Source organism: Kitasatospora sp. NPDC001095, from assembly GCF_053598615.1.
On the sequence record NZ_JBSFKQ010000029.1, the window covers coordinates 13,066 to 28,902 of the forward strand.

16 protein-coding genes are annotated in these 15,837 nt (G+C 74.2%); 11 read left to right on the forward strand and 5 right to left on the reverse strand.

All coding sequences use genetic code 11. The features are described from left to right. Nucleotides 1–163: 163 nt before the first annotated feature. Both ACWDBB_RS22785 and ACWDBB_RS22790 read right to left on the reverse strand, forming a co-directional pair. Nucleotides 164–730, reverse strand: a complete 567-nt coding sequence (locus ACWDBB_RS22785) for an HAD family hydrolase (RefSeq protein WP_449791352.1) — start codon at nt 728–730, stop codon at nt 164–166. Continuing rightward, nucleotides 727–1,233 (reverse strand): pyridoxamine 5'-phosphate oxidase family protein, encoded by a 507-nt coding sequence (locus tag ACWDBB_RS22790; RefSeq protein WP_449791418.1) that lies wholly within the window; start codon nt 1,231–1,233, stop codon nt 727–729. Before ACWDBB_RS22790 ends, ACWDBB_RS22785 begins: the two co-directional genes overlap by 4 nt. A 29-nt stretch (nt 1,234–1,262) precedes the next feature. On the opposite strand from ACWDBB_RS22790, the gene ACWDBB_RS22795 reads away from it, so the two are divergent. Genes ACWDBB_RS22795 through ACWDBB_RS22810 form a run of 4 tightly spaced genes read left to right on the forward strand, consistent with a single transcriptional unit; the run spans nt 1,263 to nt 5,108 of the window. Next, the gene (locus ACWDBB_RS22795) at nt 1,263–2,843 is read left to right on the forward strand and encodes an SDR family NAD(P)-dependent oxidoreductase (protein ID WP_449791353.1); all 1,581 of its coding nucleotides are present in this window, start codon (nt 1,263–1,265) and stop codon (nt 2,841–2,843) included. After that, nucleotides 2,804–3,547, forward strand: a complete 744-nt coding sequence (locus tag ACWDBB_RS22800; RefSeq protein WP_449791354.1) for a thioesterase domain-containing protein — start codon at nt 2,804–2,806, stop codon at nt 3,545–3,547. The genes ACWDBB_RS22795 and ACWDBB_RS22800 overlap by 40 nt, the downstream gene beginning before the upstream one ends. Beyond that, entirely contained in the window at nt 3,544–4,557 is a 1,014-nt protein-coding gene (gene adhP, locus ACWDBB_RS22805; protein ID WP_449791355.1) for an alcohol dehydrogenase AdhP, read from the forward strand. Before ACWDBB_RS22800 ends, adhP begins: the two co-directional genes overlap by 4 nt. Nucleotides 4,558–4,607: 50 nt before the next feature. Beyond that, nucleotides 4,608–5,108: a universal stress protein gene (locus tag ACWDBB_RS22810; protein ID WP_449791356.1), complete on the forward strand. Its 501-nt coding sequence runs from the start codon at nt 4,608–4,610 to the stop codon at nt 5,106–5,108. A gap of 104 nt (nt 5,109–5,212) precedes the next feature. Here the strand turns inward: ACWDBB_RS22810 and ACWDBB_RS22815 are convergent, their stop codons facing one another. Both ACWDBB_RS22815 and ACWDBB_RS22820 read right to left on the reverse strand, forming a co-directional pair. Next, the gene (locus ACWDBB_RS22815) at nt 5,213–5,890 is read right to left on the reverse strand and encodes a CatB-related O-acetyltransferase (RefSeq protein WP_449791419.1); all 678 of its coding nucleotides are present in this window, start codon (nt 5,888–5,890) and stop codon (nt 5,213–5,215) included. Nucleotides 5,891–6,091: 201 nt separating this feature from the next. Further along, nucleotides 6,092–6,370, reverse strand: a complete 279-nt coding sequence (locus ACWDBB_RS22820) for an ArsR/SmtB family transcription factor (RefSeq protein ID WP_449791357.1) — start codon at nt 6,368–6,370, stop codon at nt 6,092–6,094. 88 nt (nt 6,371–6,458) lie between these two features. On the opposite strand from ACWDBB_RS22820, the gene ACWDBB_RS22825 reads away from it, so the two are divergent. The 7 genes from ACWDBB_RS22825 to ACWDBB_RS22855 all read left to right on the forward strand — a co-directional run bounded on the left by ACWDBB_RS22825 (nt 6,459) and on the right by ACWDBB_RS22855 (nt 14,167). Continuing rightward, entirely contained in the window at nt 6,459–6,797 is a 339-nt protein-coding gene (locus ACWDBB_RS22825; RefSeq protein ID WP_449791358.1) for a VOC family protein, read from the forward strand. A 34-nt stretch (nt 6,798–6,831) separates the two neighbouring features. Continuing rightward, nucleotides 6,832–7,020 carry a hypothetical protein gene (locus tag ACWDBB_RS22830; RefSeq protein ID WP_449791359.1) on the forward strand — a complete coding sequence of 63 codons (189 nt, stop codon included), beginning with the start codon at nt 6,832–6,834 and terminating at the stop codon, nt 7,018–7,020. 157 nt (nt 7,021–7,177) lie between these two features. Beyond that, nucleotides 7,178–9,079: a gamma-glutamyltransferase family protein gene (locus ACWDBB_RS22835; RefSeq protein ID WP_449791360.1), complete on the forward strand. Its 1,902-nt coding sequence runs from the start codon at nt 7,178–7,180 to the stop codon at nt 9,077–9,079. A gap of 167 nt (nt 9,080–9,246) precedes the next feature. Continuing rightward, nucleotides 9,247–10,020 carry an SDR family NAD(P)-dependent oxidoreductase gene (locus ACWDBB_RS22840; RefSeq protein ID WP_449791361.1) on the forward strand — a complete coding sequence of 258 codons (774 nt, stop codon included), beginning with the start codon at nt 9,247–9,249 and terminating at the stop codon, nt 10,018–10,020. A 342-nt stretch (nt 10,021–10,362) separates the two neighbouring features. Then, nucleotides 10,363–12,636, forward strand: a complete 2,274-nt coding sequence (locus ACWDBB_RS22845) for a helicase C-terminal domain-containing protein (protein ID WP_449791362.1) — start codon at nt 10,363–10,365, stop codon at nt 12,634–12,636. Between the two features lie 398 nt (nt 12,637–13,034). Beyond that, nucleotides 13,035–13,628, forward strand: a complete 594-nt coding sequence (locus ACWDBB_RS22850; protein WP_449791363.1) for a hypothetical protein — start codon at nt 13,035–13,037, stop codon at nt 13,626–13,628. Further along, the gene (locus tag ACWDBB_RS22855) at nt 13,625–14,167 is read left to right on the forward strand and encodes a hypothetical protein (protein WP_449791364.1); all 543 of its coding nucleotides are present in this window, start codon (nt 13,625–13,627) and stop codon (nt 14,165–14,167) included. The genes ACWDBB_RS22850 and ACWDBB_RS22855 overlap by 4 nt, the downstream gene beginning before the upstream one ends. Nucleotides 14,168–14,385: 218 nt before the next feature. Here ACWDBB_RS22855 and ACWDBB_RS22860 read toward each other — a convergent pair whose 3' ends face one another. Continuing rightward, entirely contained in the window at nt 14,386–15,306 is a 921-nt protein-coding gene (locus tag ACWDBB_RS22860) for a Rieske 2Fe-2S domain-containing protein (RefSeq protein WP_449791365.1), read from the reverse strand. Nucleotides 15,307–15,837 lie beyond the last annotated feature (531 nt).

Genomic DNA, 15,837 nt, shown 5'->3' on the forward strand with positions numbered 1-15,837 from the left:
ATCCGAGCGGTCGGTCCTCGGCCCGGGCGCATGCGCAGAGCCTCCTGACCCGCAGGACGCCGGGTCGGGAGGCTCCGTGCTTCGGGGAGTGCCGGGCGGGCTCAGCTGTCGTGCCGGAGCGAATCGCCGGTCGGCGCCGGTCATCCACCACGGGTTGGGCGGGTCAGCGTCCGCGGACGTTGACGACCGGCATTTGGGCCCGGTGAGCGGCTTCGATGCCTTCGGCGCTGTAGTCGAAGACGAGGCATTCGGTTGCGGGTACGGCGAGCCGCCGGGCAGCGGTCAGGAACAGCTCGGGGGAGGGCTTTCCGCGCGACACGTCCTCGCGGGTGATGACCGCGGAGAAGATCCCGTCGAGGCCGGTCGCCTTCATCGTGGGCAGGACGGTGTCCGCGGACGCCCCGGAGGCCAGGGCGAGGGGCAGGTGCCCGCTGAAGGACTCGACGAGCTGCTTGACCCAGTGGATCGGCTTCACCCGGTCGAGGTGTTCGAGGTAGGCCGCGCTGCAGCGGTTGTCGATCTCCTGGAACGGGGTGGTCACGACGACCTGCTGTTCGGCGGCGAGCATGGCGACGGCCTCGTCGAACGAGGCGCCGGCGTGGGCGTCGTACCACGCCTGGTCCAGGGTCAGGCCGAGCTCGCCGAGGGTCTGGCGGCGGGCGAGGAAGTGCGCCTCGTGGGAGTCGACCAGAGTGCCGTCGAAGCCGAAGATGGCGGCGGACACAGTCATGACGATGAGTTCCGTTCCTGGTGGGCGGTGGTGGCGGACTCCCGGGAACGTCCCCGGAGAGCGACGTGGTCGGGGACGGCCCTCGGCGGCTGCATCCGGGGGTCGGGCTCGGGGGCTCCCCAGACCACGGACAGGGGCTGAACGCCGGCCCAGACGGGAAGGGCGTAGTCCTCCTCGTCGTCCCCGGGCGGCCCGGTGCGGATCTTCACGGAGGCTTCCGCGAGCGGCAGGGCGAGCACGGTGGTGGCCGCGAGTTCCTTGGCGGTGGGGAGCCGGGCGGAGTCCCACTGGCCGGGGGCCAGCTGCTCGGTGATGGCCCGCAGGCCGGCCAGGCGCTCCTGCGGGTCGGTGACCGGGTAGGGGGTGCCGTAGACCATGGCGCACCGGTAGTTGACCGAGTGGTGGAACACGGAGCGGGCCAGCACGATCCCGTCCAGGTGCGTGACCGGCACGCAGACCTCGCCGCCGGTGTGCAACGACCGTGAGCCGGTGGAGCCGTGCAGGTAGAGCGTGTTCGGCTTCCAGGCAGCTGATGACGGGACCGAGTGCGCGGCCCGAGAGCACGGAACATGCTCTCCAGCCGGCGGTCTTCGCCGGTCGGGACGCCCGGGAGGTCGACCTGCCGACCTACCCGTTCCAGCGCCGGCGGTACTGGCTGGAGACGGCCGAGCGGCCCGCCGGGCCGGTGGCGGCTTCGGAAGTGGACGCCGAGTTCCGGGCGGCCGTCGAACGCGAGGACCTGACGGCGCTGACCGGGGACCTGTGCCTGGCGCAGGACGCCACGCTGCGCTCGGCCCTGCCCGCGCTCTCCTCCTGGCACCGGCGCCGCCGTGAGGAGTCCGTGGCGGACGGCTGGCGCTACCGGATCACCTGGCAGTCCGTCCCGGACCCCGCGGCGCCCGTCCTGGCCGGCACCTGGCTGGTGGTCCTGCCGCAGGAGCCGTCCGCCGACCCCGCCGTCGAACTGGCGCTGGACGCCCTGGCGACGCACGGAGCCGACGTCGTCCGGCTGACCGTGTCCGACGGCGAGGACCGGCAGGCGCTGGCCGGGCGGCTGGCCGAGGCCCTCGCCGGCCTCGGCGAGGTCGGCCCCGGCGGCGTGCTGTCGCTGCTCGCGCTCGACGAGCGGCCCCACCCCGAGCACCCGGGCCTGCCGCTGGGCCTCGGCCGGACCCTGACCCTGGTGCAGGCGCTCGGCGACGCCGGAATCGCCGCCCCGCTGTGGTGCGCCACCCGGGCGGCGGTCTCCACCGGCGCCCAGGACCCGCTGCGCGGCACCGCGCAGGCGCAGGTCTGGGCCCTGGGGCGGGTCGCCGCCCTGGAACTGCCCGCCCGCTGGAGCGGCCTGGTCGACCTGCCCGACGGCGTGTCGGCCGCGGACGGCCGGATCGCCCGCCGCCTGGCCGTGGTGCTCTGCGGCGCCACGGCCGAGGACCAGGTCGCGGTGCGGGCCGGGGGCACCTACGCCCGGCGGATGGTGCGGGCCCCGCGCCCGGCCGGCGCCGCGCCGCGGCCCTGGCAGGTGCGCGGCACCGTGCTGGTCACCGGCGGCACCGGCTTCATCGGCGGCCGGGTGGCCCGCGCGCTCGCGGCCGACGGTGCCGAACACCTGGTGCTGGCCAGTCGCGCCGGCGCCGCCGCCGAGGGCGCCGAGCAGCTGCGCGGCGAACTGGAGGCGCTGGGCGCCAAGGTGACGATCACCGCGTGCGACCTGGCCGACCGGGCGGCGGTCGCCGAACTGGTGGCCACGCTGGACGACCTGGCGCCGCTGAGCGCCGTGGTGCACGCCGCCGGAGTGGGCGGCGCGCCCGCGATGCTCGCGGACACCACCGAGACGGACGTCGCCGCCCTGCTGGGCGCGAAGGCACTGGGCGCCGCGCACCTGGACGAATTGCTGGGCGAACGCCCGCTGGACGCCTTCGTGCTCTTCTCCTCTTCGACCACCGCACCCCGGTCGAGGTCGGACGGCGGCTGCAGTCCCTGCTGGCGGAGCGCGGCGGCCCCGGGGCCCCGGCCGCGGGAGCGGGCGCCGGCACGGGCTCGCCGGAGCCGGCGGAGTCGCAGGACCTCATCGTGTCGCTCTACCGCCGGGCCGGTGAACTCGGCCGGCTGACGGAGGGGATCGAACTGGTCACCGCCGCCGCCCGGTTGCGGCCGGTCTTCGACGCGGGGTCCGCCGCCGACCACCTGCCCGAGCCGGTGCAGTTCCCGCAGGGCCAGGACGGCCCGGCGCTGGTCTGCCTGGGCCCGTACATGGCGCCGTCGGGAGTCCACCAGTACGCCCGGTTCGCCGCCGCGTTCGGCGGCCGGCGCGGCATCTGGGCGCTGCCCGAGCCGGGCTTCGCCCCGGGGGAGGACCTGCCCGGGGACGTCGAGGCGCTGATCGAGGCGCACGCCACGGCCATCGAGCGCAGCGTGGGCCATCAGCCGGTCGTGCTGGTCGGCTACTCCTCGGGCGGCCCCGTCCCGGTCGTGAAGCCCTTGGTGTCACCACCGACAGTGCGCGTTTCGCCGGTGACACGCTGCACGGGGTGGGCACCGGCATCAGCACCGGGCCGCCGTCGTCGCCGCCGTCGCGCTTGTCGCGGACCGGCTCGGCCACGGCGATCGGTCCCCTGGTGCCCCCGTGCGCGGATCGGCGCGGACGTGGTGACCGGACAGCGCGTCGGCCGACCACAGCGACCGGGGACCTTCGGCCTGGAAGACAGGTACCTCCCGGCCCCAGCGGACACCGGGCCGAGACGCTGGGATGAGGGCAGCGCGGTACCGGTGGACATCGGAACCGCGTTCGCCACCGTCCGAGGGAGCAGCGCATGAAGGCCGCCGTCGTCCGTGATTTCACCGCACCGTTGGTCGTCGAGGAGCGTCCGGTGCCGGAGCCGGCCGCGCACCAGGTCCGGGTGCGGATCGAGGCCTCGGGCCTGTGCCACACCGACATCCACGCCGCCCACGGCGACTGGCCGGTGAAGCCCGGCCCGCCGTTCGTTCCCGGGCACGAGGGCGTCGGCATCGTCGAGGCCGTCGGCGCGCAGGTCCGCCATGTCCGGGTGGGCGAGCGGGTCGCCATCCCCTGGCTCGCCGACGCCTGCGGGCGCTGCGACCAGTGCGTCTCCGGCTGGGAGACCCTCTGCCTCCAACAGCACAACAGCGGCTACTCCGTCGACGGCGCCTACGCCGAGTACGCGCTCGCCCACGGCGACTACGTCGTCCCCGTGCCCGACGGCATCGACCCGCTGGACGCCGCCCCGCTCTCCTGCGCCGGCGTCACCACCTACAAGGCCCTCAAGGTCTCCGGCGCCCGCCCCGGCACCCGCGTCCTGGTCTCCGGCATCGGCGGCCTCGGCCACCTCGCCCTCCAGTACGCCCGACTCTGCGGCGCCGAGACCATCGCCGTCGACGTCACCGACGACAAGCTCGCCCTGGCCCGCGAGCTCGGCGCCGACCACGTCCTGGACGCCCGCACCCAGGACGTCGCCGCCGAGGTCCAGGCCCTCGGCGGCGCCCACGCCGCGATCGCCCTCGCCGTCAGCAACGCCTCCTTCCAGGCCGCCTACGGCGCCCTGCGCCGCGGCGGTACCCTCGTCCTGGTCGCCCTCCCGGCCGGCGGCAAGCTCGAACTCCCCGTCTTCGAGACCGTGCTGAACGGCACCAGGGTGATCGGCTCGATCGTCGGCACCCGCGAGGACCTCGCCGAGGTCTTCCGCCTGCACGCCCTCGGCCGCACCCGGGTCATCCGCGAAACCCGCCGGCTGGAGGACGTCAACACCTGCTTCGACGAGGTCCTCAGCGGCAGGGTCTCCGCCCGCCTGGTCTTCGACCTGCGCTGACCGAGGCCCGGTCCGCGATCCACAACCCGGGGGAACAGGAAGGGAACGACATGAACGAGACGGTGGAACAGCGGCGGATCGTGGTGGGCGTCGACGGATCGGCTTCCTCCCGCGCCGCCCTGCGGTGGGCGGCACGTCAGGCCGCCCTGGTCGGAGCCGCGGTCGAGGCGGTGATCACCTGGGAGTACCCGGCCGTCTACCACTGGGGCGTGCCCGTGGCCGACGTGGACGACGGCGTCGTCGCGGGGTACGCCGGAAAGACGCTCGCCGAGGCCGTCGCGGAGGAGACGGGCCCGCAGTACCCGGTCGAGGTGCGCGAACGGGTGGAGTACGGCAACCCAGCCCAGGTCCTGCTGGAGGTCGCCGAGGGCGCCGAACTCCTGGTCCTCGGCAACCGCGGCCACGGGGGCTTCGTCGGGGCGCTGCTCGGCTCGGTCAGTCAGCACTGCGTCCAGCACGCCTCCTGCCCGGTCGTCGTCGTCCGGGACACCGAGCAGACCGAGCAGGCCGGGCGTGACGAGCAAGCTGACGGGCCGACCGCCGGCCGGTGACCCGTACCCGCGGCCGACGGGATCTCCGGCGGCCGGGCCGGCGGGGGGTACCGCCGGCCCGGCCGCGTCAGGGGATCAGCGCCGTTGCCGTGAGCCTTGGACCGTCACCCGCCGGGCGCTGCGGCTTCGAGTTCCTCGATGGTGCCGGACATGACGGTGCGCAGGTGCTGTGTGAGGTGCTCGGTCGGCCAGTCCCACCAGGCCAGCGCGAGCAGGCGGGTGACGTCGGGCGCGCTGTAGCGGGTGCGGATGAGCCTGGCGGGGTTGCCGCCGACGATGCCGTAGTCGGGGACGTCGTCGACGACGACAGCGGCGGACGCGACGATGGCGCCGTGGCCGATGCGGACTCCGGGCATCACCACGGCGCCATGGCCGACCCAGACGTCGTTGCCGACCACCGTGTCTCCGCGGCCGGGCAAGCCGGTGATGAGGTCGAAGTGTTCGGCCCAGCCGCCGCCCATGATGGGGAACGGGAAGGTCGACGGGCCGTCCATGCGGTGGTTGGCCCCGTTCATGATGAACCGCACCCCGGTCCCCAGCGCGCAGAACTTCCCGATGATCAGTTTCTCCGGACCGTAGTGGTAGAGCACGTTACGCGTCTCGAACTCGGTCGCCCCGTCCGGGTCGTCGTAGTAGGAGTACTCACCGACCTCGATCAGAGGCGATGTCACCAACGGCTTCAGGAGGACCACGCGCGGCTGCTCCGGCATCGGATGAAGAGTCGAAGGGTCCGGCGGGACGGAACTCACGGCAGCACCACTCCGGATCACGTGCGAAGACATGGACGACGCATCCATGATCGCAGCCTGCACGGTCGCCCACGGCTTTTCGGCGAATGTCCGCTGCGCCGAACCCGCCCCCGGGGGTCATCGCTTCGCCGAGGATCGGCTCGACACGAAGGTACTGCTCGATCACGTCGGCATCGGGTGTGGCTCCGCGGCTTTGCCGGTGACTCAGCAAGCCCCGAGCACCGAGCCAGTGGCTCAGTGCTCCCTCAGTACCGAGGCCAGCAGCCCCGGGAAGCTGGCATCCAGTTCCGGGCGGCGCAGCGCCATGATGCGGTTCTTGCCCTCCTGGCGAGTGGTGGTGACGCCGGCCTCGCGGAGGATGCGCCAGTGGTTGGAGAGGGTGGACCGCGGCACCGTGAGCCAGTCGGGGCTGCAGGCGCTCTCGCCCTGGGCCGCCATCCAGCGGACCAGCGCGAGGCGCACCGGGTCACCGAGCGCGTGCAGCACGGCGGCCAGTTCCAGATCGTCTGTCATGGCAGTAGTATGCCGATCGTTTCGATATTTCGGGAAAGTCGAAACGATCTTCAGTGGCCCATCACGTCTGCCCTCCGGAGCGTTCGTCATGCCTGCACTCGACACCCTCGCCCGCGTCTACGTGGACGACCTGGACACCGCCCTGCCCACCTTCGTCGCCCTCGCCGGCGAGCCGCCCCGGTTGCGGTTCGAGTACCGCGACCTGGAACTGGCCAGCGTCGGCGGCTTCCTGCTGATCGCCGGCACACCCGAGGCGCTCGCGCCGTACCGGGACACCCACGCCACCGTGCTGGTCGACTCGCTCGACGAGGTCCTCGGCAGCGGCACCCTGCTCGACGGCCCCAACGCCGTACCCACCGGCCGCAACGCGACCCTCCGGCACCCGGGCGGCGCGATCATCGAGTACGTGGAGTTCGCTTCCGCCTGACCGACCCGCGCGCGCCCCCGGGCCACCCGTCCGGTTGGCCCGTCTGAACGCCGAGATCGACTCCTCGGCCGTGCACGGCCTCCAGCTCGCCGAGTCGCTCCAGCGAGGGGCCCACTGGCAGGCCGGCTCGATCAAGTGCTGCCTCCGACTCCCCGCCGACCGTGCCGGGCGCCGGGAGGTTCTCCGGCGGATCCGGGCCGGGCCGAACTCGTACGCGCGGTGACGGCCCTGACGAGTCCGCGGTCCCGGCTTCGCACAGGCGGCGTCTCCGGGGCTGGTCAGGCCCTGGTGGCGGAGGTGTGGAAGTAGTGGCCCTTGTCGAGGGGGCGGCCGCCGGGTAGGGATTCCTGACAGCCGGGCCGAAGCCAAGGAGGACTCGCATGTTCACCACCCGTCCGACCCTGCAGGGCACCTTCGGCATGGCGGCCTCGTCCCACTGGCTGGCCACCGCGGCGGCGACGGCGGTGCTGGAGGACGGCGGGAACGCCTTCGACGCCGCCGTGGCCGCGGGGTTCACGCTCCAGGTCGTCGAACCGCACATGAACGGCCCGGCCGGCGAGGTGCCGATCATCCTCGCGCCGGCCGGGGGACGTCCGCAGGTGCTCTGCGGCCAGGGCGGAGCGCCCGCCGCGGCCACCATCGGGCACTACACCGCGCTCGGCCTGGACGAGGTGCCCGGTACCGGGCCGCTGGCCGCCACCGTCCCCGGCGCCTTCGACGCCTGGCTGCTGCTGCTCCGCGACCACGGCACCAAGCGGCTGTCCGAGGTGCTCCGGTACGCCATCGGCCACGCGGAACACGGCTACCCGGCGCTGCCGGCCATCGGGGCGGCGGTCACGGCGGTCCGAGGGCAGTTCGAGCAGCACTGGCCGAGCTCGGCCGCGCTCTACCTGCCGGACGGCCGTCCGCCGGCCGCGGGCACGCTGCTGCGCAACGTCCGTCTCGCCGATACCTGGAGGCGGCTGCTGGCGGAGGCGGAGGCCGCCGGGGCGGGGCGGGAGCAGCAGATCGACGCGGCGCGGCGGGTCTGGCGAGAGGGGTTCATCGCGGCCGCGCTGGCCGAGTTCGCCGCGCGCCCGGCGATGGACACCTCCGGCGTGCCGCACGCAGGGGTGCTCACGGGCGACGATCTCGCGGCCTTCGAGGCGACGTACGAGGAGCCGGTCAGCCACGAGTGGGGCGGCTGGACGGTCTGCAAGCCCGGGCTGTGGAGCCAGGGGCCGGTCTTCCTCCAGCAACTCGCCCTGCTGCCGGACGACTTCGGGTCGAAAGGACCGCAGTACGGCGGGGCGGAGTACCTCCACACGCTGATCGAGGGCGGCAAGCTGGCCATGGCCGACCGGGAGGCCTGGTACGGCGACAACCCCGAACGCGCCGGCGTCACCGTGGCCGACCTGCTCGATCCCGTCTACAACGCCGAACGCCGCTCGCTGATCGGCGAGTTCGCCTCCGCCGAGCTTCGCCCCGGCCGGCCCGGCGGTCGGCCGCCACGAATCGGCCGACGCGCCGTCTCCGCCCCGGGGGCCGGTGACTGGGCGATGGCGCTCGGCGGCGGCGAGCCGACCGTCTCCGGCCCCGGCGGTCCCGGCGAGCCGACCGTCACCGGCCCCGGCGGCCCTGGCGGCCCCGGCGATCTGCGGGGCCAGGGTGGTTTGACCACCGCAGCCGACGGGGCCACCAACGGCGACACCTGCCACGTCGACGTGGTCGACCGCTGGGGCAACATGGTCTCCGCCACACCCAGCGGCGGCTGGCTGCAGTCCAGCCCCGTCGTCCCGGACCTGGGTTTCCCGCTCGGGACGCGACTCCAGATGGCGCGGCTCGAACCGGGACTGCCCAACTCCCTCACCCCGGGCCGCCGTCCGCGCACGACGCTGTCCCCCTCGCTGGCACTGAGGGACGGCGAGCCGGTGCTGGCCTTCGGCACACCGGGCGGCGACGCCCAGGACCAGTGGACCCTGCACTTCTTCCTGGCCGTCGCCCTCCGCCCGGCCGTGCGCGGCGGCCTCGACCTCCAGGGCGCCGTCGACGCCCCGAACTGGCACCAGGAGAGCTTCCCGTCCTCCTTCCACCCCCACGCCATGGACCCGGCCCGGGTCGTCGTCGAGGCGCGGATCGGCGACGCCGCCATCGCCGAGCTGCGCCGACGCCGGCACCGGGTGCGGGTCGCCGGGCCGTGGAGCGAGGGCCGCGTCTGCGCGGTGGCCCGCGATCCACGCACCGGGCTCCTGTCGGCCGCCGCGGACCCGAGGGGCATGCAGGCCTACGCGGCCGGACGGTGACCGGCGCCGCCGGAATGCGCGGCGGCCCGAGGACGTACCCGTCGCCGTGGCGACACTTGCGGGCGGTGCGGGACGGGTAGGGATCCTCAGGGGTACGGCCCGAATTCCGGTGCGGGGTACGGGCCGAGGTGATGTGTCCGACCCGATGTGAGCCCAGGAGCAGGAGTATGGCGTTCTCGCGAGGAGATGTCGCCGTCGTCACCGGCGCTGCCGGCGGTATCGGCCGGGCGGCGGCCCTGCGGCTGGCCCGGGCGGGCTGGGTGGTCGCGGCGGTCGACGTGGACGAGGCGGGTCTCGACCGCCTGGCCGCGGCGGCGTCGGGGGTGCGCCCGTTCGTCTGCGACGTCACCGACGGGACTGCCGTCGCCGCTGTGGTCCTCGACGTGGGGCGGGAGTTGGGCCCGCCGCGTCGGCTGGTGCACTGCGCGGGTGTCGCCGTGATGGGGCGGTTGCTCGACCGGGATCCGGCGGACACCCTCCGTGTGATGGATGTCGTGTACGGCGGCACACTGCGTGTGGTGCGCGCGGTGGTGCCGTCGATGGTGGCCCGGGGTGGCGGTGAGGTGGTGCTGTTCGGGTCGATCGGTGGCTGGGTGCCGGTACCGCTGGGCGGCGGGTACGGCGCGGCGAAGGCGGCGGTGCACTTCCTCGCCGAGATCGTCGCGGCGGAACACCGTGCGGACGGCATCCGGGTCCTGTGCGTCTGCCCGCCGGCCGTGGAGACTCCGATGCTGGACCGGATCCGCGTCGAGACCCCGCAACTCCTCGGCCCACGCCGGGGATTGAGTGCCGAGGCGGTGCTGGACTCGATGGACCGGGCGCTGGCGCGTGGCCGGTCGTGGGCGTTCCCGGGGCGTGGGACCCGGGCCCTGTGGACGGCCCGTCGCCTGGCGCCCGGGGCGCTCAGCGGGATCGTCGCCCGGGTGCTGGTCGGCAAGTAGGGCGCCGGCCGCGGCTACCGGTACCTCCCCGAGGCCGCGCAGACTTACGGGCTGCTCGCGATCGGCGTGGTGATCTCGGCCCCTCCGTCGGGGCCTTTGTCGCACTCACCCCCTCTGGTGGGCCATCCTTGTGCACCGGGCCTGCTTTCGGCAGGGCAGTCATCCTTCTGCGCGGCGAGGTGTCCCATCAGTAAGAAGAACGGATCGACGCTGGCCGTATGGCTTCGCGGTCTCGATGCGGCCGAGTTGGAGCGGGTCCTGGCGGCGCGTCCGGACGCCGTGTCGCGTCCGGAACCGCGGTCGGTAGGGGAACTGGCGGACCGGCTCCAGCGCCCGGCGTCCGTGGCGCTGGTCCTGCCCCGGCTCGCGCTGCCGTGCCTCCAGGTCGCGGAGGCCGTCGCCGCACTGACGGCCGTGAAACGGGACGATCTGGCGGTCCTCCTGGACGCCACGCACGGTGACCGCGCCCACGCCTTGGACGCCGTCCTGGAGGCGCTGGCGGATCGCGCTCTGGTGTGGCCGGCCGGCAACGGGCTGCTGCACATGGCCGCGCCGCTGCGGAACGCGTGGGGCGCGCCGCTGGGACTCGACGCACCGCTCGTACAACTGCTCGCGGGCTCGAACTCCGACGAGCTGGGCCGCATGTTGGCGAAGCTGGGCATCAAACCCGCCGCCAACAGGAAGGAGATGCGCCTGGCGGCGCTGATCGACCATCACAGCGATCCGGCCCGGGTCGCCGCGCTGGTGGCCGAGGCGCCCGCGGCCGTCCGAAAGCTCCTGGAGCGGTGGGCACATGAGGCACCGGAGCGACCCGGATTCATCGTGTTCGGGGCTCCGCGGGCCGGCTCCGAGCCCGGCGAACAGTGGGCGGTGGAGCGGGGGCTGCTGATCCGGGACCGGCACCGGTACGGGCCGGCCCGCATGCCCGCGGAGGTGGCACTCGCACTGCGCGGCTCCGACTGGCACGCCCCGTTCGCACCCGCCCCGCCCAGCGTGCGGTCGGTGCCCGCCACCGTCTCGGACATCGACCGGGAAACCGCAGCCGCCTCGATGGCGTTCGCCGCCCACGCCGTGTCCGTCCTCGGGGTGTGCGCCGCCGCTCCGCCGGCCCGGCTCAAGGCCGGCGGGATCGGCGCCCGCGAGCTGTCCCGGATCGGCAGAGCGGCGAAGTGCGACGAGATCCTGGTACGCGTCGTGCTGGAGGCGGCGAGCGCGGCCGGACTACTGGCCCGGGACGGCGACCGGGTCGCGGCGACCGCGTCCTACGACAACTGGGCCGAGCAGGAACCGGCCGACCAACTCGCCGTGCTGCTCCAGGCGTGGTGGGCGCTCCCGCTGACCCCCGGCGGGAGCCGCGACGAGGACGGGAAGGCTCTACCGGCGCTCGCCGCGGCTCCGCCCTGCGGAGGCTGCGTGCAGGCCCGGCACGGACTGCTCACGGCCGCGTCGCAGCTCCCGGTCGGTGAAGGCGCGGCGGACTCGGCGGACCTGGGAGCGCTCCTCGGGTGGCTCCGCCCGCTCGTCGACGAACTCCCCCAGGACACCACGCCGTTCGCCACCCTGATCCGGGAGGCGGAACTGCTCGGCGCACTCGCCCTCGGGGCCGTGTCCCCGATCGGGGCCGCCCTGCTCGCCGACGACACCCAGGCCCTGACCGACGCCTGCCGGCGACTGTTGCCCGCCGCCAGCGGGACCGCCCGCTTCGGCAGCGATCTCACGGCAGTGGTCGCCGGCACGCCGTCGGCGTCCCTCCTCGCGCTGCTGGACTCCGTCGCGGACCGGGAGACCGCCGGTGCGGCGTCCGTATGGCGGTTCAGTCCGGGAAGCGTCCGCCGCGCCCTCGACGCCGGCCTCACCCCCGACTCCCTCACAGCCGACCTGGCCACCATCGCCGTCGACTCGCTTCCCCAGCCGCTCTCGTACCTGATCCACGACACCGCGCGCAGCCACGGTCGAGTGCGCATCGTCTCCGCGGCCTGTGTGATCCACGGTGAGGAGCCCGCTCTCCTGGCCGAACTGGCAGCGCACCGCAAGCTCACCCAGCTGGGCCTGCGGCTGTTGGCGCCGACGGTGCTGATCAGCCGGACCCCGCTCGACAAGACGCTCGCGGCACTACGGTCCGCGGGCTACGCCCCCGTCGCCGAGAAGCCCGACGGGTCCGTCCGCATCGAGCGGGCCCAACGCCCCCGCGCGGCGGGCACCCTCCCAACCCCGCGCCCGTCCGGTGGCGGGTCCCGCACCCAGCGGGCGGACGCCCGCACCACGGACGCCCGGACGACCGTCGACCTGCCCTCCCTCGCCGTCCGGCTTCGGGGCGCCCCGCAGGACATCCCGGAGCCGGACCCGTGGGACGACCGCCCCTACGACAGCGACACCGAGGAGATCATCGCGGGGCACGCGCGCAATCTGTCCTTCACCGACGTCCGCCAGTTGGCCCATGCCGTCAACGACGGCCAGGCCGTCACGATCGAGTACGTCGCGACCTCGGGCAGCGCGACGGTCCGCACCCTCAGCCGACTCGAACTGGACGCCCCCTACCTGCACGCCTGGTGCCACCTGCGGAACGACGAGCGGATGTTCACCATCTCCCGCATCCACGGGGTGATGCCCGCGTAGCCCCGGGCGGGATCGACACCATCCCGAAGAAGCGCCCGGGTGCGGTTCCGGTGTGCGCTCAGCGTGGTCCGCCGCGAGAGCGCCCGGCTCTTCGGCGATGCCCGGCGACGGCGGTCCGCAGGGACCCGCCTCAGTAGTAACGGTGGTTCGGCTTGTCCATCCACCCCTGTAGGCACGCACGCCGAGCTTGCGGTGGAGCTGCTCGATGTGGATCCGGCCCGGACGTTCACCCGGTGTACGCGACGGGAAGCGCGAAAGCGTTGTCGTTCGGCGAGGTGGACGGGACCTTCCCGGGCCCGGCCCGCCACCTCGTCCGGTCGCGGACTCCGAGGTCGACGGGCGTTTCGACTCCGGGGTTCTGGGCAGCGGCTCGGCAACGGAGAAGTAAGGAGGGCCCGATGTCGACAGGAGAACTCGTCGCGATCATCGTGCCGATCGCCGTCGTGGTGGTCCTCGTTGCCGCGGTGCTGTGGTTCGTCAACCGCCGCCGCCGGCTGCGGGAACGATTCGGCCCCGAGTACGAACGGACCGTGAACCGGTCGGACAGCCGGATCGCGGCTGAACGCGAGCTGCGGGAGCGCGAGACGCGCCACCGGGAGCTGGACATCAGACCGCTGCCGACCGAGGCGAGGCAGCGCTACAGCCGGGACTGGATCCAGGTGCAGCAGGAGTTCGTCGACCGGCCGGGTACGGCGGTCCAGGACGCCGACCGCCTGGTCACGACGCTGATGCGGGACCGCGGCTACCCGACGGAGGACTACGAACAGCGGCTGCGTGATCTGTCGGTCGAGCACGGCCGCACCCTGGAGCACTACCGCGCCGCGCACGCCGTCAACACCCACGCCGGCCGCGGCGAGGCCACCACCGAGGAGCTGCGGGGGGCGATGGTGCACTACCGCGCGCTGTTCGACGAGCTCCTCGACGGCGAGCCGGAACGGGGCGGGACGGAACGGGGCGGGACGGAACGAGACGGAACGGAGCGACCGAGATGACTCCGATGGAACACGACGACGAGCGACGGACGTCGACCGAGGACATCCTCGCGGGCACGACGGCCGACGAGCAGCCGCAGACGCGGGAGACGCAGGAGCGGGCCGTATACCCCGGCGAGGCGACGGGGAAGGAGCCGGGCACGGACGACACGGCCGGTGGAACGGAGACGGCAGGGGCGGGGGCAGCCGGAGGAACGACCGGCCGGACGGCCGAGGGCGAGGTGCCCACCGACGGTGGGGGCGAGCGGGAGGAGCACAAGCGGGAGGAGCGCGAGTCCCTCCTGCCGCCGGACGAGGCGGACGAGCTGCGTTCGCGCTGGCAGGAGGTCCAGACGCGCTTCGTCGACGCGCCCCGCGAGGCCGTTCGCGACGCGGACGAGCTGGTCGCCGATCTGATGCGCCGTCTGGCCGAATACTTCGCCGGCCGCAAGCACGGGCTGGAGAGCCAGTGGAACCGTGACGGGGAGGCCGACACGGAGGAGCTGAGGGTGGCGCTGAAGCAGTACCGCGCCTTCTTCGACCGACTGCTCAGCAATTGAGGACCGGGCGGCGGCCTTCACCGGACCGGTGTCCTCCCCGTAGAGGCGCTGATCCGGTGGCGCAGGTGCTCGGCGAGCAGGCTCCCGGCTGCGAGTGTGAGAGCTCCCGCTTCCAGCAGTCCCCGCTCTTCCTGCCCCGGGCAGGGGGATTCGGGTACGCCGCCGGGCGCTCCACCACCCCGGTCCTGCGAGGCCGCGGCGGACACCGACGCACCCGGTCAGCCGGCCTCGGGCAGGCGGACGTGCAGGACGCCGTCACCGTCGGTGCGGGTCTCGAAGCGGGGCTGCGGGGCGGTGGCGGGCCCGCCGACGTTCCAGCCGTCGGTGAGCCGGAACAGGCTGCCGTGCCAGGGGCAGCGCACGCACCCGTCGACGACCTCGCCCTCGGTGAGCGGTCCGGCCATGTGGCTGCACCGGGCCGCCAGGACGTGGACGGTGTCCTCGGACTCGCGCACCACGAGCAGGGGGACGTCGCCGATGGTGCGCCGGACGGGCAGGCCCACCTGGAGGTCGGCCAGGCGGCCGAGCGGGTGCCAGCCGGGCCCGACCAGGTGCGCGACGGGTTCGGTCTTGTTCGTTCCCGCGCCCTGCCGGTAGGCGACGTGGCCGCCGAGGTAGGCCCCGGCGGTCGCGGCGGCGGCGCCGGTGAAGCCGAGCACTCGGCCGAGCCCGTGGTGGCCCCGCCCCCGGGCGGCCCAGGAGCCGCCGTACAGGGCGATCGCCGCGCCGACGCCGAGGGCGTGCACCAGGCCGGTGCGCATCTGCTGTTCGTGCTGTTCGGCCCAGTCGACCCAGCCGCACCAGGCGGCCGGGACGGCGGTGATCACACCGAGCGCCACCAGGAGGTGGGCCGGCCGGCGGGCGCCGGGTGTCAGGTCAAGGACGGCCGCGCAGGTCCAGGCGCCGATGGGGATCTGGACCAGGGCGGGGTGCAGGGGATGGCCGAGCGGGAGCCCGTGCAGCACGTCGCGTGCCCGGCCCAGCGGCAGCGCCCGGATGATCCGTCTCAGCGGCTGGGTCACGGAGTCGAGTCCGTCGGCTTCCGCGAGCGCGTCGATCGCCTTCAGCAGGCGCTCGGTGGCGCCCCGGGAACGGTGGTCGGCGGTGTCGCCGACGCAGGTGAACAGGCTCCTCGTCATGGACCCCAGCCTGCGGGTGGGTCCGGCCGCGGGCACGGCGGCGTGGGCCGTGCGGAGCAAGCTCCGCCGGCCGGACGTCCCGGCGGGGCCCGGACCCGCCGATAGCTGTCGTCACCGCGTCGGCACGGTGTGGTGGCGGTCTCGGTGTCGGCCCGGTCGGCGTTGACTCGGTGTGACGGGGGTGGGGCTTCATCGCGAAGAACTCGTGCGAGCCGTGCGTGGCCTCGCCGAGGCCGACCACCTCGGCGTCGCCGATCATGGAGCCCAGGGCGCGCAGGTCGGTGGTACGGCCGCCGGGTTCCGTCGTCCGCAGCGGCCGGGACGCTCTCCAGCGCGCGCACCACGGCGGAGCGCTGCGCCGTCCCCGGGTCCGCGGCCGCGCCGCCGGCGTTCGGGGCCACCGGCGCGGCGACCGCCGCGCCCGGGACCAGCAGCGCTGCGGTGGCGACCGCCGCCGTCAGCAGTCCCCGCCGCCCGGTCCGTTCGTTGCCTGCCACCGTCCCGGTCACTCCTCACTCCGACGGAACGCCC